24 protein-coding genes and 1 pseudogene are annotated in these 25,867 nt (G+C 65.9%); 16 read left to right on the top strand and 9 right to left on the bottom strand.

Features of this window, described 5'->3' with window-relative positions:
- Positions 1–141: 141 nt before the first annotated feature.
- On the top strand, positions 142–585 hold the full coding sequence (locus tag ACZYZ9_RS06550) for a DUF6941 family protein (protein ID WP_463825389.1): 444 nt from the start codon (positions 142–144) through the stop codon (positions 583–585).
- Between the two features lie 134 nt (positions 586–719).
- Here the strand turns inward: ACZYZ9_RS06550 and ACZYZ9_RS06545 are convergent, their stop codons facing one another.
- The 4 genes from ACZYZ9_RS06545 to ACZYZ9_RS06530 form a co-directional block, all read right to left on the bottom strand.
- Positions 720–1,031, bottom strand: a complete 312-nt coding sequence (locus ACZYZ9_RS06545; RefSeq protein WP_463825388.1) for an ANTAR domain-containing protein — start codon at positions 1,029–1,031, stop codon at positions 720–722.
- A gap of 132 nt (positions 1,032–1,163) precedes the next feature.
- Positions 1,164–2,450, bottom strand: a complete 1,287-nt coding sequence (locus ACZYZ9_RS06540; protein ID WP_463825387.1) for a D-arabinono-1,4-lactone oxidase — start codon at positions 2,448–2,450, stop codon at positions 1,164–1,166.
- A gap of 61 nt (positions 2,451–2,511) precedes the next feature.
- Positions 2,512–3,723, bottom strand: coding sequence for an amino acid deaminase/aldolase (locus tag ACZYZ9_RS06535; RefSeq protein WP_463825386.1), 1,212 nt, complete (start codon positions 3,721–3,723; stop codon positions 2,512–2,514).
- Positions 3,724–3,855: 132 nt separating this feature from the next.
- Entirely contained in the window at positions 3,856–5,076 is a 1,221-nt protein-coding gene (locus ACZYZ9_RS06530) for a CaiB/BaiF CoA transferase family protein (RefSeq protein WP_463825385.1), read from the bottom strand.
- Positions 5,077–5,307: 231 nt separating this feature from the next.
- Here ACZYZ9_RS06530 and ACZYZ9_RS06525 point away from each other — a divergent pair, with 231 nt between their 5' ends.
- The 8 genes from ACZYZ9_RS06525 to ACZYZ9_RS06490 all read left to right on the top strand — a co-directional run bounded on the left by ACZYZ9_RS06525 (position 5,308) and on the right by ACZYZ9_RS06490 (position 13,951).
- The gene (locus ACZYZ9_RS06525; protein WP_463825384.1) at positions 5,308–6,171 is read left to right on the top strand and encodes a mycofactocin-coupled SDR family oxidoreductase; all 864 of its coding nucleotides are present in this window, start codon (positions 5,308–5,310) and stop codon (positions 6,169–6,171) included.
- Between the two features lie 97 nt (positions 6,172–6,268).
- The gene (locus tag ACZYZ9_RS06520; RefSeq protein ID WP_463825472.1) at positions 6,269–7,207 is read left to right on the top strand and encodes a thiamine pyrophosphate-dependent dehydrogenase E1 component subunit alpha; all 939 of its coding nucleotides are present in this window, start codon (positions 6,269–6,271) and stop codon (positions 7,205–7,207) included.
- A gap of 13 nt (positions 7,208–7,220) precedes the next feature.
- Positions 7,221–8,219 carry an alpha-ketoacid dehydrogenase subunit beta gene (locus ACZYZ9_RS06515; protein WP_463825383.1) on the top strand — a complete coding sequence of 333 codons (999 nt, stop codon included), beginning with the start codon at positions 7,221–7,223 and terminating at the stop codon, positions 8,217–8,219.
- Positions 8,212–8,448 (top strand): biotin/lipoyl-containing protein, encoded by a 237-nt coding sequence (locus tag ACZYZ9_RS06510; protein ID WP_463825382.1) that lies wholly within the window; start codon positions 8,212–8,214, stop codon positions 8,446–8,448. The genes ACZYZ9_RS06515 and ACZYZ9_RS06510 overlap by 8 nt, the downstream gene beginning before the upstream one ends.
- 29 nt (positions 8,449–8,477) lie before the next feature.
- On the top strand, positions 8,478–9,350 hold the full coding sequence (locus ACZYZ9_RS06505; protein WP_463825381.1) for an enoyl-CoA hydratase-related protein: 873 nt from the start codon (positions 8,478–8,480) through the stop codon (positions 9,348–9,350).
- Between the two features lie 8 nt (positions 9,351–9,358).
- A complete protein-coding gene (locus ACZYZ9_RS06500) occupies positions 9,359–10,891 on the top strand; it encodes an acyl-CoA synthetase (RefSeq protein WP_463825380.1) in 1,533 nt (510 codons plus the stop codon).
- Positions 10,892–10,904: 13 nt separating this feature from the next.
- Positions 10,905–12,257 carry an aromatic ring-hydroxylating oxygenase subunit alpha gene (locus tag ACZYZ9_RS06495; RefSeq protein ID WP_463825379.1) on the top strand — a complete coding sequence of 451 codons (1,353 nt, stop codon included), beginning with the start codon at positions 10,905–10,907 and terminating at the stop codon, positions 12,255–12,257.
- Positions 12,254–13,951, top strand: a complete 1,698-nt coding sequence (locus tag ACZYZ9_RS06490; protein WP_463825378.1) for an FAD-binding protein — start codon at positions 12,254–12,256, stop codon at positions 13,949–13,951. The genes ACZYZ9_RS06495 and ACZYZ9_RS06490 overlap by 4 nt, the downstream gene beginning before the upstream one ends.
- A 66-nt stretch (positions 13,952–14,017) precedes the next feature.
- Here ACZYZ9_RS06490 and ACZYZ9_RS06485 read toward each other — a convergent pair whose 3' ends face one another.
- On the bottom strand, positions 14,018–14,848 hold the full coding sequence (locus tag ACZYZ9_RS06485; protein ID WP_463825377.1) for an enoyl-CoA hydratase-related protein: 831 nt from the start codon (positions 14,846–14,848) through the stop codon (positions 14,018–14,020).
- A 117-nt stretch (positions 14,849–14,965) separates the two neighbouring features.
- A complete protein-coding gene (locus ACZYZ9_RS06480; RefSeq protein WP_463825376.1) occupies positions 14,966–15,505 on the bottom strand; it encodes a class I SAM-dependent methyltransferase in 540 nt (179 codons plus the stop codon).
- A 158-nt stretch (positions 15,506–15,663) separates the two neighbouring features.
- Here ACZYZ9_RS06480 and ACZYZ9_RS06475 point away from each other — a divergent pair, with 158 nt between their 5' ends.
- Positions 15,664–16,182, top strand: a complete 519-nt coding sequence (locus ACZYZ9_RS06475) for a TetR/AcrR family transcriptional regulator (protein WP_463825471.1) — start codon at positions 15,664–15,666, stop codon at positions 16,180–16,182.
- On the opposite strand, the gene ACZYZ9_RS06470 is transcribed toward ACZYZ9_RS06475, so the two are convergent.
- Complete coding sequence (locus tag ACZYZ9_RS06470; RefSeq protein ID WP_463825375.1) at positions 16,169–17,395, bottom strand: hypothetical protein; 1,227 nt, start codon at positions 17,393–17,395, stop codon at positions 16,169–16,171. The two genes, ACZYZ9_RS06475 and ACZYZ9_RS06470, sit on opposite strands and share 14 nt — an antisense overlap.
- 558 nt (positions 17,396–17,953) lie before the next feature.
- Between ACZYZ9_RS06470 and ACZYZ9_RS06465 the strand changes: the two genes are divergently transcribed.
- From ACZYZ9_RS06465 to ACZYZ9_RS06440, 6 genes are all read left to right on the top strand, one after another.
- Positions 17,954–18,403 carry a hypothetical protein gene (locus ACZYZ9_RS06465; protein WP_463825374.1) on the top strand — a complete coding sequence of 150 codons (450 nt, stop codon included), beginning with the start codon at positions 17,954–17,956 and terminating at the stop codon, positions 18,401–18,403.
- A gap of 52 nt (positions 18,404–18,455) precedes the next feature.
- A complete protein-coding gene (locus ACZYZ9_RS06460) occupies positions 18,456–19,640 on the top strand; it encodes a cytochrome P450 (RefSeq protein WP_463825373.1) in 1,185 nt (394 codons plus the stop codon).
- A complete protein-coding gene (locus ACZYZ9_RS06455) occupies positions 19,637–19,831 on the top strand; it encodes a ferredoxin (RefSeq protein WP_463825372.1) in 195 nt (64 codons plus the stop codon). The genes ACZYZ9_RS06460 and ACZYZ9_RS06455 overlap by 4 nt, the downstream gene beginning before the upstream one ends.
- A 39-nt stretch (positions 19,832–19,870) precedes the next feature.
- The gene (locus ACZYZ9_RS06450) at positions 19,871–20,659 is read left to right on the top strand and encodes a heavy metal-binding domain-containing protein (RefSeq protein ID WP_463825371.1); all 789 of its coding nucleotides are present in this window, start codon (positions 19,871–19,873) and stop codon (positions 20,657–20,659) included.
- Complete coding sequence (locus ACZYZ9_RS06445) at positions 20,659–21,036, top strand: DUF5073 family protein (protein WP_463825370.1); 378 nt, start codon at positions 20,659–20,661, stop codon at positions 21,034–21,036. Before ACZYZ9_RS06450 ends, ACZYZ9_RS06445 begins: the two co-directional genes overlap by 1 nt.
- Before the next feature lie 190 nt (positions 21,037–21,226).
- Positions 21,227–22,153 (top strand): antibiotic biosynthesis monooxygenase, encoded by a 927-nt coding sequence (locus ACZYZ9_RS06440; protein ID WP_463825369.1) that lies wholly within the window; start codon positions 21,227–21,229, stop codon positions 22,151–22,153.
- Between the two features lie 6 nt (positions 22,154–22,159).
- Here the strand turns inward: ACZYZ9_RS06440 and ACZYZ9_RS06435 are convergent.
- Both ACZYZ9_RS06435 and ACZYZ9_RS06430 read right to left on the bottom strand, forming a co-directional pair.
- A pseudogene (locus tag ACZYZ9_RS06435) lies at positions 22,160–23,035 on the bottom strand (SDR family NAD(P)-dependent oxidoreductase); the annotation flags it as partial.
- A gap of 1 nt (position 23,036) precedes the next feature.
- Positions 23,037–25,865 (bottom strand): MMPL/RND family transporter, encoded by a 2,829-nt coding sequence (locus tag ACZYZ9_RS06430; RefSeq protein WP_463825368.1) that lies wholly within the window; start codon positions 25,863–25,865, stop codon positions 23,037–23,039.
- Positions 25,866–25,867: the final 2 nt, after the last annotated feature.

The following is a 25,867-nucleotide window of genomic DNA, read 5'->3' as shown; positions in this document are numbered from 1 at the left end:
GTATCATCGGCCCGGACTCTGGTCGAGGGGGCGCGCCCGGACGCCATGGCAGGGCAGTCGCGAGACGGATTGGGAACATGACGTGGATCAGGCAGTGATCGCGGTGGCAACCGCAGGGTCGTACGGAATGTCGGCCACCGCATGAAGGTCAGTCTTTTCCTCGCCGATGCGGCCCAGGCCGACATCCAGTCCGGGAAGGTGCACACCCTCGGGCTGGGCTGGCGACAGTGTCAAACACCCACGCCGCCTTTCGCTTTAGTCATCTTCCTGGACATCGACTGGGACGAGACCAACAAACAGCACAGGCTGACCTGTCAGCTGCTGAATACCGACGGCCAACCGGTGGTGGTGCCGGGTCCGCAAGGCCCGCAACGGATCCTGTTCGAGGCCGCCGCAGAAGCGGGTCGGTTGCCCGGGGCCATTCACGGCACCGCGGTCCGCATGCCGCTCACCCTGAACATCCCGGGCGGAATCCCGTTGGATCCGGGTATCTACGAGTGGCGGGTAGAGGTGGAAGGCTTCGAACGCGCTACGGCGATCGAAGCGCTGATCGTGTCTGCAGGGGCACTGCCCCCGCAGGGTTAGTGTCGCCCGGGTCACGAACGGCATTGTCGCACCGCTTCATTCACGGCCAGTTCCACGCCCCGAGAAGGACGTGCTGGTTCGCCCACGACGACAGCAGTTGAGGGCCGCGGCACTTCCCCGTTGCCGCGGAGCGCTCAACCCGTCCCGGCAACGTCCGCCAGCGACCGAAGATGGTCGGCGGCGAACAACTCTCCCCACTCGTCCCGCGCGGCCGACTGCGCTTCGACGAAGCTGGGCGTCCGTTCGCCATCGCCGGCCAGATGCACCAGTGCCCACGCCATCGCGAACACCGGAACCCGGTGACGCTGTGCGGCGCTGTGCAATTCGTCGAATGCGCTGTCCGAACGGCACCGGCGCAAACCGATCAGGATGCCTTGCGCGGTGTCGAGAATGCGTCCCGAACTCGGGCTGTGCGAGCTCTGGGTGGGGGCACAGCTGGCCGTCATAGCTTGGTTCCTTCACGATTCACAACTGGCATACCGTGCAATGATTTGCGGGCCGTCGCTCATTGCGCCAGACGCACGTCGACATCGAGACCCTCCCGTGAGCGCGTTGATATCCGCTCGAAGCCGCCGGACTCAGGGGCCGAGCACGCGGCGGGTGTAGTCGTTGAGGAATACGCGGTCGGGGTCGAGGCGGTCGCGAACCGCGATGAACCGATCCCATTCGGGATAACGCCCGCGCAGCGCTGCAGCGGTTTGATAGTGCCGCTTGCCCCAGTGCGGTCGCCCCGCGTACTCGTCCATGATCTCTTCGACTGCGCGGAAATAGCTTTCGAACTCCATGCCGGTGAACTGGTGCACCGCTATGTAACAGGTGTCGCGGCCGTGCGCAGTCGACAGGAACGCATCGTCGGGCGCGCTGAAACGCACCTCGAGCGGGAACATGATCGGCAGCCGGCGCCGGCGCACGACGTCGATCACCCGCTCCACCGCCTCCTGTGCATGCATGCGCGGTATGGCGTACTCCATTTCGGTGAACTTGACGTTGCGTGCGCTGGCGTAGACCTTCCAACCGTGATCCTGGACTGTTGCCGGCGACATCAGGCCGGTCAGCAGCCGGTTCAGTTGCGGCGCCGCGCCTGGAAACCGACGTCCGGCGCGGCAGACCAGATTCAATCCGACGTTCTCGAACTCCTCCCCGAACCTCTTCTTCCACAACGGTTCTGGTCTCGGCTGTTGGTAGCTGCGCCGTGAGGTGCGTGTCAGAGCTGTGTCGGCGTGCGGAAAGACGAAGAATTCGAAATGGTCGTTGTCGTCCACGTACTCGTCGAGGTGCTCGAGTGTCGTGGCCAGGGGCCGCAACTCGTCCTCGCGATGCACGGTAAACAACGGCACCACCTTGAAGGTGACCTGCGAGATGACGCCCAGGGCTCCGAGCGACACGCGGGCGGCCAGATAGTCGTCTCCTTCGGACACCTGCAACACTTCCCCGCCGGCAGTGACCAGTCGCGCCGAGACGATCTGGGCCGATACGTTCTGGAACCGGGCTCCGGTGCCGTGCGTTGCGGTAGCCGTAGCGCCGGTGATCGACTGCTTGTCGATGTCGCCCTGGTTTTCGATGCCGAATCCGCGCGCGGCCAACTGCGCGAACAGCGAATGCAGTTGGGCGCCACCCTCGACGGTGGCCAGCCCGCGGGCCGCGTCGACGTCGAGAACGCGTTGCAGGCCCGTCATGTCGATCATCACGCCGTCGGTGCACGCGCAGTCGGTGAACGAATGCCCGGTGCCGACGGCCCGTACCCGCTGACTTTGTCGCGCTGCGCGGGTGACGATGTCGACCAGTTCACCTTCGGAGGTGGGTCGCCTGATCGCCACCGGCGCGCACACCTGGTCGCCGGCCCAGTTGGTCCACGTCGTCGTCATCAAAGCTCCTGCGCACGTTGTGTTGTCGTGGTCGAGCTCAGAGACCCGCTCGTCCCCGAGCTCAGAGAAATGTGCATCCCTCACCCCGATAGGTCGGGACGGTGTCGACGATCGCCGCACCGCGGACCAGATGCAGATGATCGAACCGCTCACACAGTTCGCCGGCCTTGGCATGCCGGAAATACACTCGGTCGCCGATCTTCAGCCGGCGCGCCGCGGCGCCGGTCAGTGGCGTCTGCACTTCGCCGGTACCTTCGGTCGAACTCAACTTCAGGCCAGTCGGCAGATAGGGAGTGGGCATGCGGTCCTTGGCGCCCACCCCGCTGGCCAGGTAACCGCCACCCAGTGCGGTCGCGGTGGTGTCGTCGGGCCGGCGCGACACCGGCAGTGCGAACATGGCCGCGGGTTGCAACGTAAACGCCGAATAGGAGTCGAACAGTGCCGGTGCGTAAAAGCCCGAGCCGGCGGTCGCTTCGGTCATCGCCGGCTCCCGGGCGACCAGTTGCAGGTCTCCGGTACCACCGGCATTGACGATCTCGAGGTCGGCGACCGCACGCACCAAATCAACTGCGCGGGCGCGGCGATCCCGCAACTCCGCGATGGAATGACGCTGTATCCAACCGACAATCGCGTTCTGCACCGGCTTGCCCGGTGCGCGGTCGCCGAGGCCGGCGATGTGCCCTTCGTACGACATCAGCGCGACGAGCCGCAGCTTCGGACGCCGGGCGATCTCCTCGGCCAGCGCGCGGGCTTGCTCGGGAGTGTGCAGCGGTGAGCGTTTGGGGCCGATCTTGACCCGCCCGCCCGCGCGCCAGAAGCCGGCGTCCAGGTCCAGGCACAACCGCACGGGACGATCGGTCACGCTCTCGATCAGGTCCAGATGTTCGACGCAATCGACCATCAGGATCGGCGCGCCCGCCGGATTCTCGGCGGAGAGTTCGCCGTACTCACGCAAGGCTGCCCGGTCGGTGGTCGGGTAGGCCAGCAACAGATTCTCGAAACCGTGTCCGGCCAGCCACAGCGTTTCGCGCAGCGTGAACGTCATCAGGCCGTCGAACCGGGCATGTGAATCGAGGATCTCGCGTTGTAACTGCCTGCACCGCAATGACTTCGAGGCGACCCGGATCGGCTTGTCGCCTGCCCGCCGCAGCAGCTGTCCGGCGTTGTCCCACATCGCGTCGAGGTCCACGAAGGCGAAGGGTGCGTCCAGACCGGCGAACGCCTGCTCGTAGCGCTGCAGGCGGCCGGGCGCGTCCAGTCTCGTCTGACCCACGCCGACACACTAGATGAAGCTGAAGCGAGCATTGGTCCAAATGCTTGACACGAACATCGTCATCCTGAGTCTGTTGCGATCATCCGGGTCGTTGCGGTCCGACACCCACTCGGTGGCCGCATGTGACAACGCTTACAGAATTGCTTTGACGTCCTTCGCGCGGGCGATGTCGTCCCAGTCCAGCTCCAGCTCCAGCAGGATCTCTTCGGTGTGCTGGCCGTGTTCGGGCGCCCGCGAGGGATTCGGCGGGGTCTCGTTGAATTGCACTGGTGCGGCGACGGTTCGGTAAGGCTCGCCCCGGTCGTCGACATTGGTGATGACATATCCATTGGGTTCGACCTGCGGATCGTTGAGCGTTTCACGCGGGGTGGCCAGCGCTCCCCACACTCCCGGTTCGTCTTCGAGCACCCGCCGCCAGTGCGCAAGATCCTGGTGGGCAAACGCATTCGCGAAGATCTCGGTGGCTTCGGCTGCGTTGGCGATCAGGTTGCTCGACGGCACGAACCGCGGATCGTCGGCCAACTCGCCCAGGCCCATCCGCCGGCAGAAGCCGGCCCAGAACTTGTCCGGTTGCAGAAAGACCAGCTGAATCCACCTGTCGTCCTTGGTCCTGTACCGCGCCACCAGCGGATTGATCGCCAATCCCGGTGGTGCGCCGGGGATCCCGTCGATGTCGAACAGGTCGGCCACCGAAATCGACGGCGCGATGGCCCACATCGCCTGCGCGAGCAGCGAGGAGTCCACGATGCTGGGCTCGCCTGTGCGTTCGCGGTGGAACAGCGCGGCACACACCCCGCCGGCCAACGTCGCGCCGCCCTGCAGGTCGCCGAACGCCGGACCCTGCACTGCCGGATTCTCGGTGCCGAACGGAGTGAGCGTATAGGCCACTCCGCCGCGCGCCAGATAGGTGGCGGCGTCGAACCCGCCCCGGTCCCGATCGGGACCGCGCACCCCCAGCCCGGTGCCCCGGGCGATGATGATGTTCGGATTGAACGAGCGGATGTCTGCGACCGTGAGTCGGGCCCGCTCCAGGGCGCCGGGCAACCAGTTGGTGAGGAACACATCGGCGGTCGCCAGCAGGCGACCGAACAGATCTCTGCCCATGTCGGACTTAAGGTCGATTGCGATGCTGCGCTTGCCGCGATTGCTCAACTCCAGGATGAAGTCGGCGTCGGCGCGGGCTGCCTCGCGGGTGAAGCCGCCGACGACCAGCGCGCGGCCGGGGTCGCCGGACGCGACGCCCTCCACTTTGATCACGTCCGCGCCCCAGTCCGCCAATGCGACGCCGGCCGACGGCACGTACGTCCACGATGCCAACTCCACGACTCGAACGCCGCTGAGCACAGCCGCCATTGTCCACCCCCTGAGTGACGCACGTCATTTCTTGCTATTTTAGATATTCTAGCTACTGTAAGGCATATTGATAGCCCAACCGGCGACCGAGCGCATCGGTGCGTGGCCGTCGGCGGACCAGATGCGACGGAGCTGGACATGCACTGCGCCGAGATCGACTGGCGGGGGTCGAATGGCGTTGTGCCGCAGGCTATCTAGCTGGCTCGGACACACCGGGGTGAGGGGCGGATCATGGGCCAATTGACCGGCAGGGTGGCGCTGATCAGTGGCGCGGCGCGGGGCCAGGGCCGATCCCACGCGCGGGCGCTGGCGGCTGAGGGTGCCGACATCATCGCCGTGGACCTGTGTGAAGACATCGAGACCAACGAGTACCCGCTGGCCCGCCCCGAGGATCTCGAAGAAACCGTGCGACTGGTGGAAAAGGAAGGTCAGCGCGTGTTCTCGGCCATCGCCGATGTCCGCGACCGCGCGGCCCTGTTCGCCACGATCGACGACGGCGTCACCGAACTGGGACGGCTGGACATCGTCGTCGCCAACGCCGGGATCTGCCCGCTGACCGCGGGTCTGCCGCCGCAGGCCTTCGCCGATGCGGTGGACGTCGATCTGGGTGGAGTGCTCAACCTGGTGCACGGCAGCCTGAAGTATCTGCAAGCCGGGGCGTCGGTCATTGTGATCGGATCCAACGCCGCCTTCATGTCGTCGATGAACACCACCGGCATCGACGGTGGACCTGGCGGGGCCGGCTACGCATTCGCGAAAATCGCTGCGGCGCATTACGTCAACGATTTCGCACGGGCGTTGGCGCCGTTCTCCATCCGGATGAACGCGGTCCACCCGACCAACGTCAACACCGAGATGCTGCACAGCGCGCCGATGTACCGCGCGTTTCGCCCCGACCTGCCCAACCCCACCCGAGCCGACGCCGAACCGATCTTCCCGCTGGTTCAGGCGATGCCGATCCCCTACGTGGAACCCGAGGACATCAGCGCCGCTGTGCTGTTCCTGGCCTCCGACGCTGCCCGCTACATCACCGGTCAGCAACTGCGGGTAGACGGTGGCGGCTTCCTCAAAGTCAAGCCCTGGTCGGGATCCTGACTCCGCGGATGCAATTGTCCTGCAATGAAGATGGAGAAGCCCGGTGAATGACCGCGACCCGGGGCCGGCGCCCGTGGCACGTCGCCTCTATGAGCTGATGGCGTTGATGAAGGCGGCCGACGACCGTCTATCGAAGGGCATCGCCACCGGCGAGTTCATGTGCGTGTACTGGCCGTCGCGCGGTCAGGAGGCCATCGCCGCCGCCATGGCGGTCGCCCTGCGGTCCGACGATCAGTTGGTGACCACCTACCGGGGACTGCACGACCTCATCGGCAAAGGTGTGCCTCTCGAGGAGATCTACGGCGAGATGATGGGGCGGGTCGTCGGCGCCGGCCGCGGTAAGGGCGGGACCATGCACATCGCCAATCCTGCTGCGGGAGTGATGTTTTCGACCGGTATCGTCGGTGCCGGTCTCCCGGTGGCGGTCGGGCTGGCGATAGCCGGCAAACGCAAGGGGCTGGACCGCGTCACGGTGGTCAGCTTCGGCGACGGGGCCACCAACACCGGCTCGTTCCACGAGGCGGCCAACATGGCCGCACTGTGGGACCTGCCGCTGGTGCTGGTCTGCCAGAACAACCTGTACGCCGAGATGACTCCGACGTCGGACACGATGAAACTCGAACAGGTCGCCGACCGCGCGGCCGGTTACGGCATGCCGGGAGTCCGGGTCGACGGCAACGACCCGCTGGCGGTTAAAGCGGCGCTGGACCAAGCGCTGGACCGGGCGCGCGGCGGCGGCGGGCCCACGTTCATCGAATGCGTGACCTTTCGCTTCCGCGGCCACTATTTCGGCGATCGAATGCCCTACATCCCCAAGGACCAGCTCGCCGCGGCAATGGCCGCCGACCCGGTGCCGCGGTTTCGCGAACACCTGGCCCACACCCGGATCTGTAGTGCCGACGCCCTCGACCGCATCGATGCCGACGCCGCGGCACGCGTGGAGGACGCGCTACGCACTGTGCTGGGCGCCGATCCACCGGCCATCGACGAACTCGACCGTGACGTGTACGCGACTCCGATCAAGTTTCCGGTGTGAGGTTCCAGACAGCATGCAAGAGAAAGAGATGACGATGCGCGAGGCGCTCAACCTCGCGCTGGACCAGGCGCTGGAAGCCGATGACCGGGTGTTCCTGCTCGGCGAGGACATCGCCGACCCGGGGGCGTCCGGACCCACTGCCGGATTGTCGACGAAGTACGGCCACGACCGGGTGTTGGACACCCCAATCTCCGAGGCTGCGATCGTCGGGGCCGCGATCGGCGCGGCGATCGACGGCCTGCGCCCGGTCGCCGAGATCATGATCATGGACTTCATCGGCATTGCCGCCGACCAGCTGATCAACAGCGCCGCCAAACTGCGGTTCATGACGGCGGGGCGCACCACCGCACCGATCACCATCCGCACCCAGGTCTACGCGGGCCTGGCCACCGGCGCGACGCACTCACAATCCCTGGAAGCCTGGTTCATGCACATCCCGGGAATGAAGGTCATCGTCCCCTCCACCCCCCGTGACGGCAAGGGCCTGCTGACCTCAGCCATCTTCGACGACGACCCGTGTCTGTTCGTGGAGACCATCCGGCTGCAGAGCCGCAAGGGTCCCGTTCCGCTGGACGCCGGCTTCGCAATTCCGTTGGGGCAGGCCGACATCAAGCGCTCCGGAGCCGACGTGAGTCTAATCGCCTACGGCCGCGCCGTGCACGACGCTCTCGCGGCCGCGGCCACCCTGGCCGAACAGGGGGTCAGCGCCGAAGTCGTCGACCTGCGCACCCTGGTCCCACTTGATGTCGAGACGATCGTCGAATCCGGGCGTCGCACCAAGCGGGTCGTGGTCGTGCACGATGCCGTCCAATTCGCCGGCCCGGGTGCCGAAGTGGTGGCGATCCTGCAGGCCGAGTTGTTCGGCGAACTGGCCGCGCCCATCGAGCGCGTGGCCGCGCGTTTCGTGCCCAACCCGGCCGCCCCCGCGCTGGAGGCGCAGATGTATCCGTCGCCGGCGCGAATCGTGGCCGCGGCGCAGCGCACCCTGGACAAGGTCGCCGCCCGTGGCTGACTTCATCATTCGGATCCCCCGCGTCTCGGTGGCCGTGTCCGAAGCCGAACTCACCGACCTGCTCGTCGGCGCCGGCGAACACGTCGAGGAGGGCACCCCGATCTACGTGATCGCCACCGAGAAGGTGGAGCAGGAAATCGAAGCCGGGGCATCGGGCACCGTGCAGTGGACCGGCGAAGTCGGCACCACCTACGACATCGGCGCCCAAATCGGCGTCATCACTTCATAATCCGATCCAACGAAAGGTATGGCAGCCGTATGGACCTCAACGAGACTCGCGAACGCATCATCTACGAAAAGGAAGGCCCGATCGCACGGGTGACGCTGAACTGGCCCGAGAAAGCCAATGCGCAGGACCAGAAGCTCGCCGAAGAGGTGGACGCCGCCCTGCTGGACGCCGACCGCGACTACGACATCAAAGTGCTGATTCTCAAAGCCAACGGCAAAGGCTTCTGCTCGGGCCACGCGATCGGCAACAACGCCGTCGACTACCCGTCTTTCGTCGAGGCCGCCGGGGTGATGGGCACGCCGTGGAAGCCGCAGACCGACCTGTTCGTCAAGCCGATCCTGAACCTGTGGGAGTTCTCCAAGCCGACCATCGCGCAGGTGCATGGCTACTGCGTGGGCGGCGGCACCCATTACGGGCTGACCACCGACATCGTGATCGCCGCCGAAGACGCCTACTTCTCCTACCCGCCGCTGCAGGGCTTCGGCATGCCCTCCGGTGAATGCTCAATCGAGCCTTGGGTTTTCATGAACTGGCGGCGGGCCGCGTACTACCTGTATCTGGCCGAGGTCATCGATGCCAAAAAGGCACTCGAGGTCGGTCTGGTCAATGAGGTCGTGCCGCGCGAGGAGTTGGATGCGCGTGTGGAGGCGATCGCGCGCCATATCGCGCAGGCACCGATGACGACGCTGCTGGCGACCAAGGCCAATCTCAAGCGCGCCTGGGAGCTGATGGGCATGCGGGTGCACTGGCAGAGTTCCAACGACCTGGTCGCTCTCGCTTCCATCAGTAAGGACGTGCAGCAGCTGATCCAGACCGTGTTCAAGGACAAGGTGCTGCCCTCCGAGCAGGCCCGCCGTCAGGCTGCCGCCGCCGCGTCTACCGACGGTGCGCCCACCAGCTGAGTGCGCCGGTGAACATCGCAGACCACGCGATCACAGCGCCGAACTCGCCGGCGCTGATCGTCGACGGTTGCGCGATCTCGTTCGGCGAGCTGTATGCCCGTAGCCAACGGGTCGCCGCGGCGCTGCACGACGCGGGCCTGCGTCGCGGCGACGGGGTGGCGCTGATCCTGCCGAACCGGCCGGAGTTCTTCGAAATCACTTGGGGCTGCCAGCTTTCCGGGCTGTATTACACGACCGTCAACACCCACTTCACGCCGGATGAGGTGGCCTACGTCGTCGACGATTCCGACGCCCGGGCGGTGTTCGTGGATGCGTCGTACGCCGGTCTCACCGCCGGACTCGGTGCGGTCAATTCCGCCGTGCGCATGCACGTGGCCGTGGGGGGTGAACTCACCGGCTGGCAGTCGTACGAGGACGTGCTCGCGGGCGCCGGCCCGGCGCCTGCGTTGTCGGACGGTTCGGAAATGCTGTATTCATCGGGCACCACGGGCCGTCCCAAAGCGGTGCGCCGCCCACTGCCTGTCGACGGCAACGGGTCGTGGGCGCAAGCCGTCCTGCAGCTCGCGCTGACCCACAAGTACGGGATGGATCCGTCGTGCGTGTACCTGTCCCCCGCTCCGGCGTATCACGCCGCCGGGGTGAACTACACCATGGCCGTCAACCGGGTGGGCGCCGCGTCGGTCATCGTGCCCAAGTTCGATGCCGAGACGGTGCTGCGGCTGATTCAGACGCATCGGGTCACCCACGCTCAGTTCGTGCCGACCATGTTCGTGCGGATGCTCAAGCTGCCCGAGTCCGTGCGCAACGAGTACGACGTGTCCAGCCTGCGGTGCGTGATCCATGCAGCCGCACCCTGCCCGGTCGACGTCAAGCATCGGATGATGGACTGGTTCGGCCCGATCATCCACGAATATTACGGTGGCACTGAAGGATTCGCGGGCACCACGATCGGGCCCGAGGAGTGGCTGGCCCACCCGGGGTCGGTGGGCATCCCGATGACCACGGTCCACGTGGTGGGCGAGGACGGCCGGGAACTGCCCGTCGGTGAATCCGGTGAGCTGTACTTCGAAGGCGGCCCCGACTTCGAGTACTTCAAGGATCCTGCCAAGACCGCCTCGGTCTCCAACGATCGCGGCTGGCGCACCCTGGGAGACGTGGGCCGGGTCGACGAAGACGGGTATCTCTACCTCACCGACCGTGCCACGTTCACGATCGTCTCCGGCGGGGTCAACATTTATCCGCAGGAGGTGGAGAACGTGTTGGTGATGCACCCCAAGCTCGTCGACGCGGCGGTGTTCGGCGTGCCGAACGACGAGTACGGCGAGGAAGTCAAAGCCGTCGTGCAACCAGCTGACGGCATCCGACCCGGCCCCGACTTGGCGGCCGAGCTGATCGACTACTGCCGGGCGCACCTGGCTGCCTACAAGTGCCCCCGCACCATCGAATTCGACCCGCAGCTACCCCGCGACCCGAACGGCAAGCTCTACAAGCGACGTATCCGGGAACGCTACTGGCACGGACGAAGGTCCCGGATCCTATGACTGAAGGAACGTTATGAACGTGAACTGGACGCCGCTTCCGGTGCCGTGGGCGGTGCAGTCCGCCGACCGGATTCCCAAACAGCGGTACTACGACCCGGACTTCTATGCGCTGGAGAACGAGATGTTCTGGCCGCGGGTATGGCAGATGGCCTGCCGGCTCGAGGAGATCCCCAAGACGGGCGATTTCGTAGAGTACGAAATCCTGGATCAGTCGATCATCGTCGTGCGGGTGGACACCGAGAACGTGCGGGCCTACCACAATGCGTGCCGTCACCGCGGAGTGAAACTGGTGGAGGGGAACGGATCCCGGCGCACTTTCGTGTGCCCGTTCCACGGCTGGTGTTGGGGTATCGACGGGCGCAACACCTTCGTGCTGCGGTCCGAGACGTTCGACGAAGAAAATCTGGACCCGCAGGATCTGGCTCTGGTACCGGTGCGATGTGAGCTCTGGGGTGGCTGCGCGTGGATCAACCTCGACGATGACGCACCTGGATTGCGGGACTGCTTCGAACCGTTCGCCACCATTTACGACGCCTGGAAGGTCGAATCGCTGCGCACCGAGTGGTGGCAGTCGTGCCGGCTTCCGGTGAACTGGAAGCTCGCGACGGCCGCGTTCATGGAGGGCTATCACGTCCCGCAGACCCATCCGCAGTTGCTGCCGTCGTCGCAGCCGGCGACCGGCAAACCACCCGGACCCGTACAGACCAGCCTGTATTTCATGCGCACGCTGGGCGAAGGTATGGCCGGGATGACGCACGAGAACGACGTCCGAATCGCCGAGGGCTTGCAGGATATCGAGTTGCCCGCCGACCCCGCCGAGGCGATGGCGGTGTGGAAGCGCACCCTCAATGACGCTGTGGTGCATTGGCATCGGGCCCGCGGCTGCGATATTCCAGACCTCAACGACCTGCAGCGCCGCGGCATCGTGGATGCCATCGGGTTCTGCTTCCCGCATTATTTTCTGCTGCCCCAGTACAGCAGCGCGTCGTCGTACCGCATCCGCCCGCTCGGTCCAGAGGACACGCTGTTCGAAATCTGGTCGCTCACCCGGATTCCGCCGGACCAGCTCACCGGCAGACCGACCCCACCGGAGCCCATGGCACCCGATGATCGGCGGTGGCCGCCGATCCCGGCCCAGGATTTCGCCAACCTGCCCAGACAACAAAAAGGTCTGCACTCCAAGGGGTTTGAGTTCATGCGGCTGTCCAGTCAGATCGAAGGGCTGATCTCCAACTTCGAACGCGTGGTCGACGGATTCCTCGCTGGTCTGCCGTATCAGGCGTTGGTGCCGGCGATTCAGAAGACCAACACCACCATCGACGTGCCGATCGCAGATTTGGGTTTCACGGCCGGTGTCGGCCGATGAGCACCCAGTGGGACCGCTCGGTCGACCTGGTGATCGCGGGCAGCGGCGGTGGCGGGATGGTCGCCGGACTCGCCGCCCTCGATGCCGGGCTGCAACCCCTGATCGTCGAAAAACAGGCCCTGGTGGGCGGTTCGACCGGCCTGTCCGGCGGCATCGTCTGGCTGCCCAACAATCCGCTGATGCGCGCCGACGGCATCCCCGATTCGCACCAGGACGGGCTGGCCTACCTGGCCGACGTGGTCGGTGACATCGGGCCGGCCTCCTCCCCCGCGCGTCGGGAGATGTTTCTCACCGCCGGCTACGAGATGATCAATTTCCTGGTGCGCAAAGGTGTTCGGCTGATCCGCTGCGCCGGCTGGAGCGACTACTACCCGAACCACAAGGGCGGCAACGAGTCCGGCCGGGCGGTGGAGGGAATACCTTTCGACGCCGCCGAATTGGGTCGCTGGCACGACAAAGTGCAGCCGTCGCTGGCCAAGAACTACGGCTACACCGTACTCACCAACGAACTGCGCTCAGTGCAGTACTTCAACCGGTCGCCTCGCGCATTCGCCGTGGCCACTAAGGTTTTCGCCCGCACTCGGGCCGCGAAGATCGCCCGCCGCCAACTCCTCACCAACGGAGCGTCATTGATCGGCCAGATGCTCAAGGTGCTGATCGACCTGAGCGATGGCGAACCCCCGCTGTGGATCAACGCCGCAATGGACGATCTGATCGTCGAGGACGGCCGCGTCGTCGGCGCACGTATCATCCACGACGGCACCCCGGTCAATGTCGAAGCGCGCAAAGGCGTTCTGCTGGCCGCCGGAGGCTTCGGCCACAACGCCGACATGCGCCGGCGGTACAGCGGCGATCAGCCCAACGACGGCAAGTGGTCGATCGCCAACGCCGGGGACACCGGCGAAGTGCTGCAAACCGCGATGCGACTGGGCGCCAAGACCGATCTGCTCGACGAAGCATGGTGGCTGCCTTCGGTTTTCATCGCCAACGGCGGCGCGGCCGCGGCGTCGCTGGGCTCCGGCCGTCAGCGCCCCGGCGCCATCTACGTCGACTCCTCCGGCCGCCGGTTCTGCAACGAGTCGAATTCGTATGTCGAAGTGGGCAAAGCAATGTACGCCAACAAAGCGGTGCCCTGTTGGATGATCTTCGACGACGGCTACGTGCGCCGCTACGTCGCGGGTACCAACCCGGTCAAGCGTCAGCACCTGCCGCCCGAACTTATCGCCAACGGTGCGGTCAAACGGGCCGATGCCCTCGGTGACCTCGCTCGCCACATCGACCTGCCCGCTGACGAACTCGTCCGAACTGTGCAGCGGTTCAACAAGTTCGCCCGCAAGGGGTTAGACCCCGACTTCGGCAGGGGGCAATCGGCCTACAACGACTGTCTGGGCGATCCCGGCTACCGACCCAACGCCGCCCTCGGCCCGCTGGACCGGGCGCCCTATTACGCCACCCGGGTGTTGCCGGCCGACGTCGGCACCTGCGGCGGGGTGATCACCAATGAGCACGCCCAGGTACTCGACGAGCAGGACCGGGTGATCGAAGGGCTCTACGCCACCGGGAACACCACTGCAACGGTGATGGGCCGGACGTACCCGGGTGCCGGGGCCAGCATCGCCAGCTCGATGGTGTTCGGCTACGTGGCCGCCCGACACGCGGCGGGCCGCCGGGTGGCCGGCGAGATGACCCGCTGACCCGCGCGAGCAGACGCAAAAGCCCCTTTTTCCCGTTGAAATTAGGGGCTTTTGCGTCTGCTCGCGCTACTCGTCGCGGCCGATGAAGTCGCGCGGCTTCATGCCCGACTGCATCAGCTCGGCCCGCCGGGCCTGCACGTCGGTGGCGGCACCCACCATGTTGGTCAGAATGTGACTGACCTGCAGGTGCACCCGCATGCCCATCAACTCCCAGGCCCGCTTCACGTTGTTCTTCACCGCCATCAGCGTGGTCAGCGGGATCTGGGCGATCCTGGCCGCCATTTCTTCGACGGTGTCCTCCAGGTCATCCCGAGGCACCACCCTGTTGAGCAGACCCCACTCCAGGGCCTGCTCAGCGGACAGCGTCGGGGCCAGCAGCAGCCAGTCCATGGTGCGGTGCCAGTTCATCAGCAGCCACGGTTCGATCATGGTGTGCCCGCCCGGCTCACCGAGGCTTTGGGCAAGGGGCATCTGGAAATAGGCGTCGTCGGAGGCGACACAGAAATCCGTCAGCAACCCGAGATAGATCCCACCCCCCATGCAGTAGCCGTGGATCTGCGAGATCGTCGGTTTCGGGAACTCCCACAGGTACAGCGTCGGCCATAAGAACAGGTCGGCGGTGCCTTTGTAGAGGTCCTCGAAGGTGTTTCCGAAATCGGGATACGGGTTTTCATCCGGACCCCAGCGGGCCACATGGCCGCCGCAGAAGCCCTTGCCGTTCGCCTTGATGATGACGACCTTGATCTCACCGTCGCGGTCTGCCTCGTGTAGGCAGGTGTCGACCTCGGTGACCAGCACCGCGTCCTTGGTGTTGGCTTTGTCGACCCGGTTGAGGATGATCCGCGCGATCGGTGGCTCACGTTCATAGATGACCGCTTCAAGGACGCGCCGCTCCATGGTTGTGACCCTACCCGACGCGGTTGCCCCGCACCGCTCACCAGCGGTGTTACTCAATGATTTCGCTTGTGCCGCTGCGAAACCCATCCTGGCGGGGGGTTTCGCGGCGATTGCCCGTCACGCCTGCGCCACCAGCCATGCCCGGCCCTCGCCCTCACCGGCCGCCAGCACCGTCAGTTCAGCGAATGCTGAGGGCAGTTCGCCTGGTGCTGCGCGAAACGGCCCAGGCTCGGCGCCCACCTCGCTCAGCGCGGCGATTGCCAGCAGACCGCGCGGCGCCAGGCGATCGATCAGCGCCCGGTCCAGGCGGCGGTCGCGGAACCTGTGGCAGAGGATGAGGTCGACGGGATCGCCGTCGGGCAGTCCGTCGTCGAGGTCGACGGCATCAAACCGGCACCGCTCACCGACTCCGTTCTGCCGCGCCAGTTTCCGTGCATCCGCGATGGCTACCGCGGACACGTCCCATCCCCACACCTGCAGACCCCGCCGGGCGAGCCAAACCGCGTGTTGGCCTTGGCCGCAGGCAATATCGAGAGCTTGTCCCCCGGTAGGTATCAGATCATCATGCGGCGCAAGGAATTCGGGAGCCACCACCGCCGGTGCCGTTCCCGACTGCAGATAACGCGCGTCCCACTGACGTCGATCGTCCCGGCTCACAGCGCCTACGTTACGGCCGGTCCGTCAGCCCTGCCGGCAGGCCGGCTTTCTACACTGGACGGGTGTCAGGAGATGCAAGGGCGCCGCTGGCAGGTGACGTCGCCACCGGCACCGGGCGCCGGTCCGATCGGCGTCCGGGTCAGACCATTCGCAAGGTGATGGACGCCGGTCTGCAGGAGCTGCGTGAATCCTCCTACGCCAACCTGACCATGCGTGCGGTCGCGCAGCGTGCGGGAGTGTCACCGGCCAGTGCCTACACCTACTTCTCGTCCAAGAGTGCGTTGGTTGCCGCGGTTTATCTGCGTTTCCTGCGCGAACTACCGCTACACACCGACGTCAACGACACCACCAGGACCAGGGTGAGCGCGACGATGCGAGACATGGCCCTTGTCGTTGCCGAAGAACCTGAGCTGACCGCGGGCTGCGGCGCGGCACTGATCGCCGACGACGCCGCCGTGGCGCCGCTGCGGGACGAGATCGCCGAGGAGGTGGCGCGGCGCATCGGTGCCGCACTCGGCCCGGGCTGGCCGCGCGCGGTGAAGTCGACATTGCAGATGACCTTTATCGGAGCGCTGATGAGCGCGCGCTTCGCCACCTACCAGGAGATCGCCGGACAGCTGGACGAAGCGGTCCAGCTCATCCTCGGGGCATCCGTCGAGAGCTCTACACCGGGGTGAGCGGCAATGACTTGCGCGGCTGGAACACAAATGTCGAGCCGCCACTGAACTTTGTCACCGCAACCTCATCGAATTCCTTTGCCGCAGTCTCTGTTTCGATGACGATGGCGGTCCAGTCCGTCGGCGTTCCGCTCACCTCGACACTCAGGTGCGGATCGACAGCGGCGACGATCGCCTGTAACGGTTCGACCGATGCCGCCGACACGAGTGCCGGCCACGCCGCGTCCTCATGGGCCGGCGACGGATGCAGATGCACGCGGTCGTGCTCGAAGTCGGCGTACACGTAGGCGGCGGGGTTGAACAGCGGGTGCAGTTCCAGCACCCGCACCGCGCCCTCGACACCACCGGGTAGCTCAAGTGACCGGTGGATCCGCTCGGCTGCCAGACCCGCCAGGCCGATCAGCTGCTTGGTGGCTATCAAGCGAACTTTCTCCGCATCGCCCTCGGCGCGTTCGCTCACCGCAAGGGCAAACGAGAGGTAGAGCAGGTGCATTTGCAGGCACACTTCATCGGCCAGGCGAACCAGCGCCGAGTGGGAGAACGCCTCGAAGTCGAAGTCGGAGACCAGCGGACCCGAGTAATCCGCCTGGCCCGGCTCGGTCCCGTCGATGGGATCGAGTTCGGTGGTGGCCGCACGGGTACGGCCGACGATGTCCAGTGCCGGTATGAATCCGACCTCGGGGTGGGACTCGTCGATGATGACCGTCCAGGCGCAGTGCGGCTGGCGGTCCGCCGGTGTCCGGGGCGGCCGGTGAATAGGCCGAACCTGGGCCCTGCGGTTGGTGGCCAGCGCCGTGGCGTCGAACGTCGGGTCCTCGATGTCGTGGCACATGCCGCGCACGTACTCCTCGCCCATCGGTTCGACATCGAGCAGCGCGCCGCAGTGATCGAGGTGGAACTCGCCGTGCCAGCGATCGTGCACCGTGTACCGGAAGTCCATGAACTGCGGCGGCGCACCGATGTCGAGTTGCAGGCCTTTGAAGATGGTGATCACGTCGTCACCCTCGAAGCGCAGCGCGCGCTGCATGCGCTTGGTGTACAGCGGGCTCGCACCCGCCCATTCGTCGATCGCGATCTGCAGCATTGCCTCACGACCGAATTGCTGGATGCACCAGGCCATTCCAGACCGGTCGATCATCTGACCGATCAGCAGCAACTCCGGCACCAGGGTGGCGAGCTGCGCACGGGTGAGGGCGGCGTACCTGCTGGTCATGGACGGTCCTTCGAGTGGCGACAACGTCGGACTACGCGGCTGACATGGGCTGCATATGCCGCATTTATGGACACTTGTCTGGTTTCGATTCGAACTTTAGTCGACCGGTCCCACCGGAGCAAGGACGCCATAGTCCGAGCAAGATGAGTTTCAGCGTATCAGGATCCGTCACAGCAACCGTTCCTGAGGCGGGCGTAAGGCCAGCACCTTTACTACATGCTGGACAAGTGTCCAGCATGTAGTGGACCGATGCCTCTCGGGCGCTCGCCTGGGGCGCGCATCTGGCGCGGGTTGAGTTGGCCGCAAGCCCTGCTCGTCATGGCGCGGGACGTGTCCGAGGTGCGACGAACCGGGCCTGCGCCGTGACGCTACCGCCCGAATTATCCGGTCCCACAACACTTTCTATCGAAATGCGCATATCGTGACTGACCCGCGGCAGCCAACCGCGCGATTCGGCCGGTCCGGAAGCGTTGCCGCACGGCAAGTAACCGGCGGTTGATCCGCTGCCCTGCTTCGGTAATCCTCGTCGAAGTACGACGATCCGAAGGAGGGCCGGGCATGGCCGGGATAGGACAACTCGCGCTGAACAGTGCGCCGGTCCTGGGTGGGGTGATGCTGGCGATCGCCGCCGGACAGTTCCGGGGGCCTGACTTTCGCAGCATGATCAAGCAGGATATGGACCTGCTCGACCGGCTGCCGCCGGAAGCCGCCGAACGCCGCGCCGAGTTGCAGCGCACCATTAACGCCCGCATCGACGATCTGGTGGAAGCCTCGGATCGGGGTCGCGCGGTGCGCAAGGCGGCGGTGTCCTACCAAGGCAACTGGCGTGACATCGTGCTGTTGCTGTGCGTCTTGCTGTTCACTGTCATCTGGTGGGACGTCAACCACAGCCGCAGCAATTGGATGGTGACGTTCATCCTGCTGATCCTGCTGTCGCTCGTCACGGCTGCCTACGCGCTGCGCGGAGTGCTGCGGGCCGTCACGCACCGGCACGCCAGACCGAAATAACCCATCCGAAGAGGGCATTGCCCACCGCTGGCCGCGGTGCCAGGCTGACACCATGACAGAAGCCCAGGGATTCGTCGACCAGGCTGTGACGGGTCTCGCTGAGCCCCAGCCGATGTATAAGGCACTGCGCGAATCGGCGCCGGTGTTCCGCTCCCCGCAAGCGGTGGTGCTCAGCCGGCTCTCCGATATCGAGATGGCACTCAAACGGACCGATCTGTTCTCGTCGAACATGGACGCGGTCGATCTCGGCAATCTGCGGCCACTGATCCCACTGCAGATCGACCCGCCTGATCATGCCAAGTACCGTCGCATTCTCGATCCGCTGTTCACGCCCCGCGAAATGGCTCGGCGTGAGCCGCAGGTCTCCGCTTTGGTGAACGAGATGATCGACCGTTTCGCCGGCCGGGGCGAGTGTGATTTCCACGCCGAGTTCGCGGTGCCGTTGCCCTGTACCGTGTTTCTGCAATTGCTCGGCTTGCCGTTGGACGATCTCGACACGTTCCTGGAGTGGAAGGACGGCGTGATCCGCCCGGCGGGTGCCACCGATTGGGACGACCGGCACGCGAGCTCGGCGCCGGTGGCGCAGCAGATCTACGACTATTTCGAGCGCGCCATCGACGACCACATCGCAAACCCCCGCGACGACGTGCTTACGGCGATGATCGCGCTGCACCACAAGGGGGATGGTGGCAGCGCGCTCACCCGCGAGGAGTTGCTCGACATCTGCTTCCTGTTCTTGATCGCCGGGCTGGACACCGTGACCGACTCGCTGGACTGTTTCTTCGTGTACCTGGCCCGCAATCCCGAGCACCGCCACCAACTGGTCGAGCAGCCGGACATCCTGCCGCACGCCGTCGAAGAATTGTTGCGTTGGGAGACACCGGTTCCCGGCGTGGTGCGGGTCGCCATGCAGGATGTGGAGATCGGGGGTTGCCCGATCAGCAAGGGTGAGCGGGTCAGCCCATTGCTGGGCGCCGCCAACACCGACCCGGCCGAGTTCGCCGATCCCGAGCTGGTGGACTTCAACCGCAACCCGAACCGGCACCGCGCGTTCGGCGGCGGTCCGCACCGCTGCCTCGGCTCTCATCTGGCCCGCATGGAGTTGCGGGTCGCGTTGCGCGAATTTCACCGTCGCATACCCGATTACGAGATCGCGCCGGGCACCGAGTTGAAGTACACCGCGGCGCTCCGCTCGGTCGAAGCCTTACCGCTGACCTTCCCGGTGCCGGTGCGATGACGCACATCGAGCTCGACGCCGACCGGTGCGTGGGGCACGGCCGGTGCTACTCGTTGGCGCCCGACGTGTACGACGCCGATGACGTCGGGCACTCGATACTGCTGCTGGCGGATGTCTCGGGTCCGTTGGAGGTGCAGGCGGCCACCGGTGCCCAGAACTGCCCCGAAGAGGCAATCACCCTCACACCGTGAGCCGACGCTGCCGCCCACCAGGAGAAGGGACGCCCGACCATGGAGCCGATGTCGCTCGATCCGGTCGCCAGCGAGCGACTGTCGCACGCCGGAAAATCCTTCACGTCCGATCTGTCGATCAACGAATTCGCCCTGCTGCACGGCGCCGGTTTCGAGCCGATCGAACTCGTCATGGGGGTGTCGGTCTACCACGTCGGGTTCCAGTTCACCGGCATGCGGCAACAGCAGGAGCTAGGTGTGCTCACCGAAGCGACCTACCGGGCGCGCTGGAACGCGATGGCCCGCATGCAAGCCGAGGCCGACGCGCTCCAGGCGGACGGGATCGTCGGGGTACGCCTCAACTGGCGCCACCACGGTGAGGGTGGTGAGCACCTGGAATTCATGGCTGTGGGCACCGCAGTGCGTTACAGCGCGAAGCCCGGCGCCTTCCGGCGTCCCAACGGCCAGGCGTTTTCCAGTCATCTGTCCGGTCAGGACATGGTGACGCTGCTGCGTTCCGGGTTCGCCCCGGTGGCATTCGTGATGGGCAACTGCGTGTTTCACATTGCGGTGCAAGGGTTCATGCAGACATTGCGCCAGATCGGCCGCAATATGGAGATGCCGCAGTGGACACAGGGCAACTATCAGGCGCGTGAGCTGGCGATGACGCGCATGCAGACCGAAGCCGAGCGCGACGGTGCCACCGGTGTGGTGGGGGTGCACTTCGCGGTGTCCAACTACGCCTGGGGACACCACACCGTGGAGTTCTACACCGCGGGGACCGCGGTGCGACGCACCGGAAGTGCAGAGACCATCGAGCCCACCTTCGTGCTGGCGATGGACAACTGATGAGCGACTTCGATCCCGAATGGATCAGTCGCACCATCGCAGGCGCGCTCGCCGGACCGGGCGGTATCGCGTTGGTGGTCAAGGTCTTCGCCGGACTGCCGGGCGTGCGGCACACGCCGGCCCGACGCGGGTTGTTCTCGTCCAACCCGGAACGAGTCCAGATCGGTGACTGGCGTTACGAAGTCGCGCGGGACGGCCGACTGCAGGCCGCACACCTCGTCAACGGTGTCGTGATCGCCGAAGACATCCTGCCGGCCGACGCCGTGGGTCCACACCTCGCGCGCTCGCTCAGTCAGATCGTGACCCGCTACGGCACCTCGATCGTCCCGAATATCAACGCGGCCGTCGAGGCGCTCGGCGCCGGATACCGGTTTTGAACTCCAAAACCCTTGTGTCCCAGACTCATCTGCTGCACTCCCGTGACATCACGGTAATGTTCAATCGAACCCGGCGCACCCGACTCACCATCGAGCCCCCACCCCGGGGCCTGCACCGCGTACCCACGTGCGCGCATCGCCAAATCGACCGTGCGGCGCAAACTGCCGGCGGCGATGGTAGACAACTGGGATGACAGTCGCCGCCACCGGGATCACGATCTTTCATCCCCCCGCCGACCCCGAACTGTTCGACCGGTGGCTGGACACTTACCTGGATTCGGCGCGTAGGGCGGCCGGGTTTGTCAGCGCGCGCCGATCCGTCCAGCGCGGCGAACAGCTGGATCACGGTGTCGCGACCTCGTTCGACAGCGCCGCAACGCTGGACGGTTGGCTCGACGGCGCCGACCGCCGGGCCGTACTCGCCGACGGCCACGCGCAGGGCTTTCAGCGGTCCACCGCCGATCTCATGCTCGTGGACGGGGAGCCGGCACCGGCCAACGCCACCATATTCCTGCACCGCGTAGCTGCCGGCAACGACGTCGAATTCGTTGCCGCCCAGGGTGATCTGACGGTGGCTTGCGCCGCGTTCCCCGGCTATGAAGGGACGGCACTGTTCCCCGCTGACGAATCCGGGCAGTGGATGTCGTTGCTGCGCTTCCGCACCGCGGGCCAGCTGTCCGGCTGGATACGCTCGGCGGAGCGCCGGCATGCGTTGCCGCGCCTACGCGACGAATTGACCGACGACTTCGCCGAACTGCCCAGCAGCGCGCCGTTCGGTTCCACCGTCCGCATTGCCGACGGTCAGACGAAGATCACGCCGGCCTGGAAGACCGCCATGCTGGTGGTGCTGTGCCTGTACCCGACCGTGATGCTGCTGACCAAGTGGTTGTCCCCGGCGCTCGCCGGGCTGGGGATCGCGACAGCTCCGGCCATCTTCGTGGGCAACGTCATCAGTGTTGTTCTGCTGCAATGGGTTCTGGTTCCGGCGGCATCGCGACCGTTCCGGCGCTGGCTCGATCCGATCGATGGCGCGTCAGTCCGCACCGGTTTGACGGGGTCGGCGCTGGTGGTCGTCGGCTGCGGCGCGCTGGTGCTGCTGTTCGGTTTGCTCGGGTAGCCGGCCACCGATCATCGTGTGCAACTCCTCGACCGTCCACGGCGGGTTGCCGCTGTGGTCGCGATAGCCCAGCACCTGCGGCGCCGGCCGGCCGTAGCGTCCGACGAAACCCCCTGCGGCAACAAAAATTTGGCCGGTGACGTCGTGGGCCACGTCGCTGGCGAGGTAGCCGTAGAGCGGTGCCACGTACTGCGCGGGGGCAGCGTGCAGCGAAGCGTGCATCGTCATCTCGTCGAGCAGCCCGCGCCGGTGCAGGTCCCTGATATGAGCCTCGTACGCCGGCCCGGTCGATAGGCGGGTCTTCGCACCCGGACAGACCACATTGGCGCGCACCCCGTCAGCCTTCAGCTCCGCCGCGATCGCCATCGTCAGCGCGTTGACGGCACCCTTGCCGGCGGGGTAGCCGGTACCACCGTAGTCGCCGAGAAACGCGGCCGAGCCGGTGTTGACGATGGCGCCGTGGCCTTGGGCCGCCATGATCGGCGCCGCGAGCCGGCAGGTGTGGAACACGGTGCCCAGATGCGAGCCGACCAGCTGATCGAACTCCGCCGGGGTGATCCGCAGAATCGAGGAGTTCGCCGGTTCGGCGATGCCGGCACAGTTGACCAGGACGTCCAATCGCCCGAACGTCGTCGCGCATTCGTCGATCAGTGCGGCAGCGACGTGTTCGTCGTCCGCGGCCCCGGTCACTGCGACGGCGCGGCCTCCCGCAGCCGTGAGCGCATCGACAGTCTGCTGGACGGCGACCGGGTCGCGACCGTTGACTACGACGGAAGCTCCTGCGCTGCAGAGGAATTCGCTCACCGCACGGCCGATGCCGCGGCTGCCGCCGACCACCACCGCGCCCGCCCCCGCCAGCAGATCCGTTGACAGTGCGGGCAATTCAGACCGGGACAGGTTCGAGTTCCTCCTCGTCACTGGCCTGCTGCCGTGGCCACCACAACCAGCGGTCCAGCACCACCATCATGGCCGGCAGGACGAAGGCACGCATCACCAGGGCGTTCAACAACAGACCGAGACCCACCGTGACACCGATCTGCGCCACGCTCACCACCCTGCTCAACGCGAGGGCGATCGTGGTGATCCCGACGACGATGCCACCGGCGGTGACGGTGCCGCCGGTCGCCGCGAACGCCCGGATGATGCTGGTGCGCAGCCCGGCGGCCAGGCCGTCGCGAATACGCAGGGCGAAGAGCAGATTTCCGCCCGAGGCCACGCTGACCATGGACACAAACGCGATGGGCGGCACCGACCAGTGCAACTCGTGGTGCAGCAGACGGTGCCAGATCAGCACGCTGGCGCCCAGCGCGCAGACATACGACGTCGCGATGGTGCCCAGCACCACCAACCCGGCGACCGGACTTCGCAACAGCGCAGCCGAGATGAGCAGGATCACCCCGAGGGTGAGCACCGCCATCAGCACCAGGTCACCGCCGATGATGTCCTGCAGGTCGCGGGTGGCCGGTCCGACGCCGGTGAGTTGCACGCCGGTCGATTTCAGCGCGCCGTCCGTGGTCGCATCCGCCACGGCGACCGAGATGGCCCGCGCGCGTACCGCGCCTTCGTCACCCCACTCGTGACCGTTGCCATAGACGTACAGTCGCGTCGAGTGTCCATTCGGGGAGAAGAATTCGTTCAGTGCGGGACGCATATTCGGGTCGGTGAGGATCTTTCGGGACGCGTAGAGATCGACCCCGGGGCTGCCCTGCGAGATGGAGACCAGACTGCGCAGGTAGGTCGGAAGTTCTTGGGTGGGCACCGGACGGGGGTTCTTCAGCACCTCGCGCAAGCCCGCAGTCATCGCCCGCGTCTGCTCGAGTGGGGCGCTGTGGCTGATCAGGATGTTCGGCAAACCCGACAGCCCGGTTGCCGCGGCGGCGTCGGCGATCTCCTTACTGAGTTGATCGGCGGCATCGGCCAACGTGTTGGAGCTGTCGACGACAGCGGTCGCCCACTGCACCGCCTCCTGGGCGGCCGCACACACCGGCGTCGCCCGGCAGTCCGTCAACGCGCCGACGAACTTACGCAGCGGCTCGAAGATCTCCGAAACCTCCGCGGACCGGGCCCGCACCTTCACGATGGCTTCCTGGGTCAGATGAATGGCCAAACTCACGCCACCGATCGCGTAGTTGCCCGCAAACGAGCCCGACTGAATCAGATCGAGCCCGGTGACCAGCTCACCCGCGGCGGTGTCGAGTTTGGCGAACGTGTCCTCCCGAGCGGTGATCTGGTCGGCGAATTCCTCCAGCCGGTCGCCGACGTTGCCGCCGGTCGCGGTCAGCGCGGCCTGTTTGGAGACCATCCCGCCCGGGTGGCTGGCGGACTGCACCATCCGGACCCCGGAAATCGTCATGATGTTGCTGGTCACCTGCTCGATCGCGGTCAGTGCCGCCGGGTTGCGCAGATCGTGGTCGGTCTCGATCGTGACCACGTCGGGAAGCAACTGGTTCGGCGGGAAGTGCTGATCGACGATCTGGTAACCGCGGCGGGACTCCGAGTTCGCAGAGGTCGTCTGCGTTTCGTCCCACCCGATCGGTACTCCGGGCAGCCCGATGATCAGGATCAGCACCAGGATTCCGCTGGCTACCAGAATCGGCGCCGGCCAGCGTGCCACCTGGGTGCCGATGCGCCGCCACCGGCGCCGCCAATAGTTTCGCTTCGGCGGCTTGACCAGGTCCGCCCGGCTGGCCAGCGCGACGAGGGCGGGTGTCAACGTCAGCGCGGCCAGTCCGGCCGCGAAAACACCAATGCCACAGAGAATTCCGGTGGTCGCGAACATACTGATCTTGGCCAGACTCAGCCAGGCCAAGGCACCCAACGGTGCCACGACGATGAGTATCGAGCCTAAGATCGCCGGCGCCACACCCTGATAGGCGCCGGCAACTGCCGTCGGGGGATCGAAGTTTTGTCGTCGTAGCTCGTGATATCGCCCGATCACGAAGATCGAGAAGCCGGTACCGGCCCCCACTGCCACGGCCACGCTGACCGACAGAGAGAACAGCGACACACTGATAATTTCGCGCGCGGCCAGCGCCGACACCACCGGCTTGGCTACCGCCAGCGCCAAGGTCACCGATACCAGGGGCACCATCGCGGTGATCAGGGATCCGTAGACGACCAACAGCAGCACGAATAACACCACGAACGTCGTCGCCGTGATGACCTGGGTCTGCCGGTCGATCGCATCGAACTCGTCCATCACGGTGGCCCCGGGACCGGTGATGTAGACGTGCAGATTGTCCGGCGGATGCAGTTGGGCGACGATGCCGCGCGCCGCGTTGATCGAATCAACGGCTTCCGTCGAACCCACCACCCCCCCGAGTCGCAACGGGGCGGTCATGACATGGCGATCGGCGCTCATCGCGACCTGCGCGGTCGCCGGCACCAGCCACCAATCGGTCACCTGAAGGACGTGCGTGCTGTCCGCGCGCAGCGCCGTGACCAGTTGGTTGTAGTAGTCCCGATCGTGTTCGTCGAGGGCCCCGATCCGTTCCAGGATCAGGTAACCGACATTGTCGGTGGGCGCCTGCGAGAACGCCGCCGCCGACCTTTGCACCGCCACCGCGGCCCTGGTCCCGGGCGGCAGGAACGGCTGGTCTTCATCGGCGACCACCTGCTCGAGTGGCGGAGTGAGGCTGTTGCCCGCGACCGTCAACATGGCCCACACCCCGACGATCAGCAGCGCGAAGCGGTAGATGTATCGGCCCGTCACCA

The organism is Mycobacterium sp. IDUB_28 (assembly GCF_055419285.1).
Note: the sequence above shows the minus strand (reverse complement) of the source record. Positions and strands in the feature narration are given on the sequence as shown.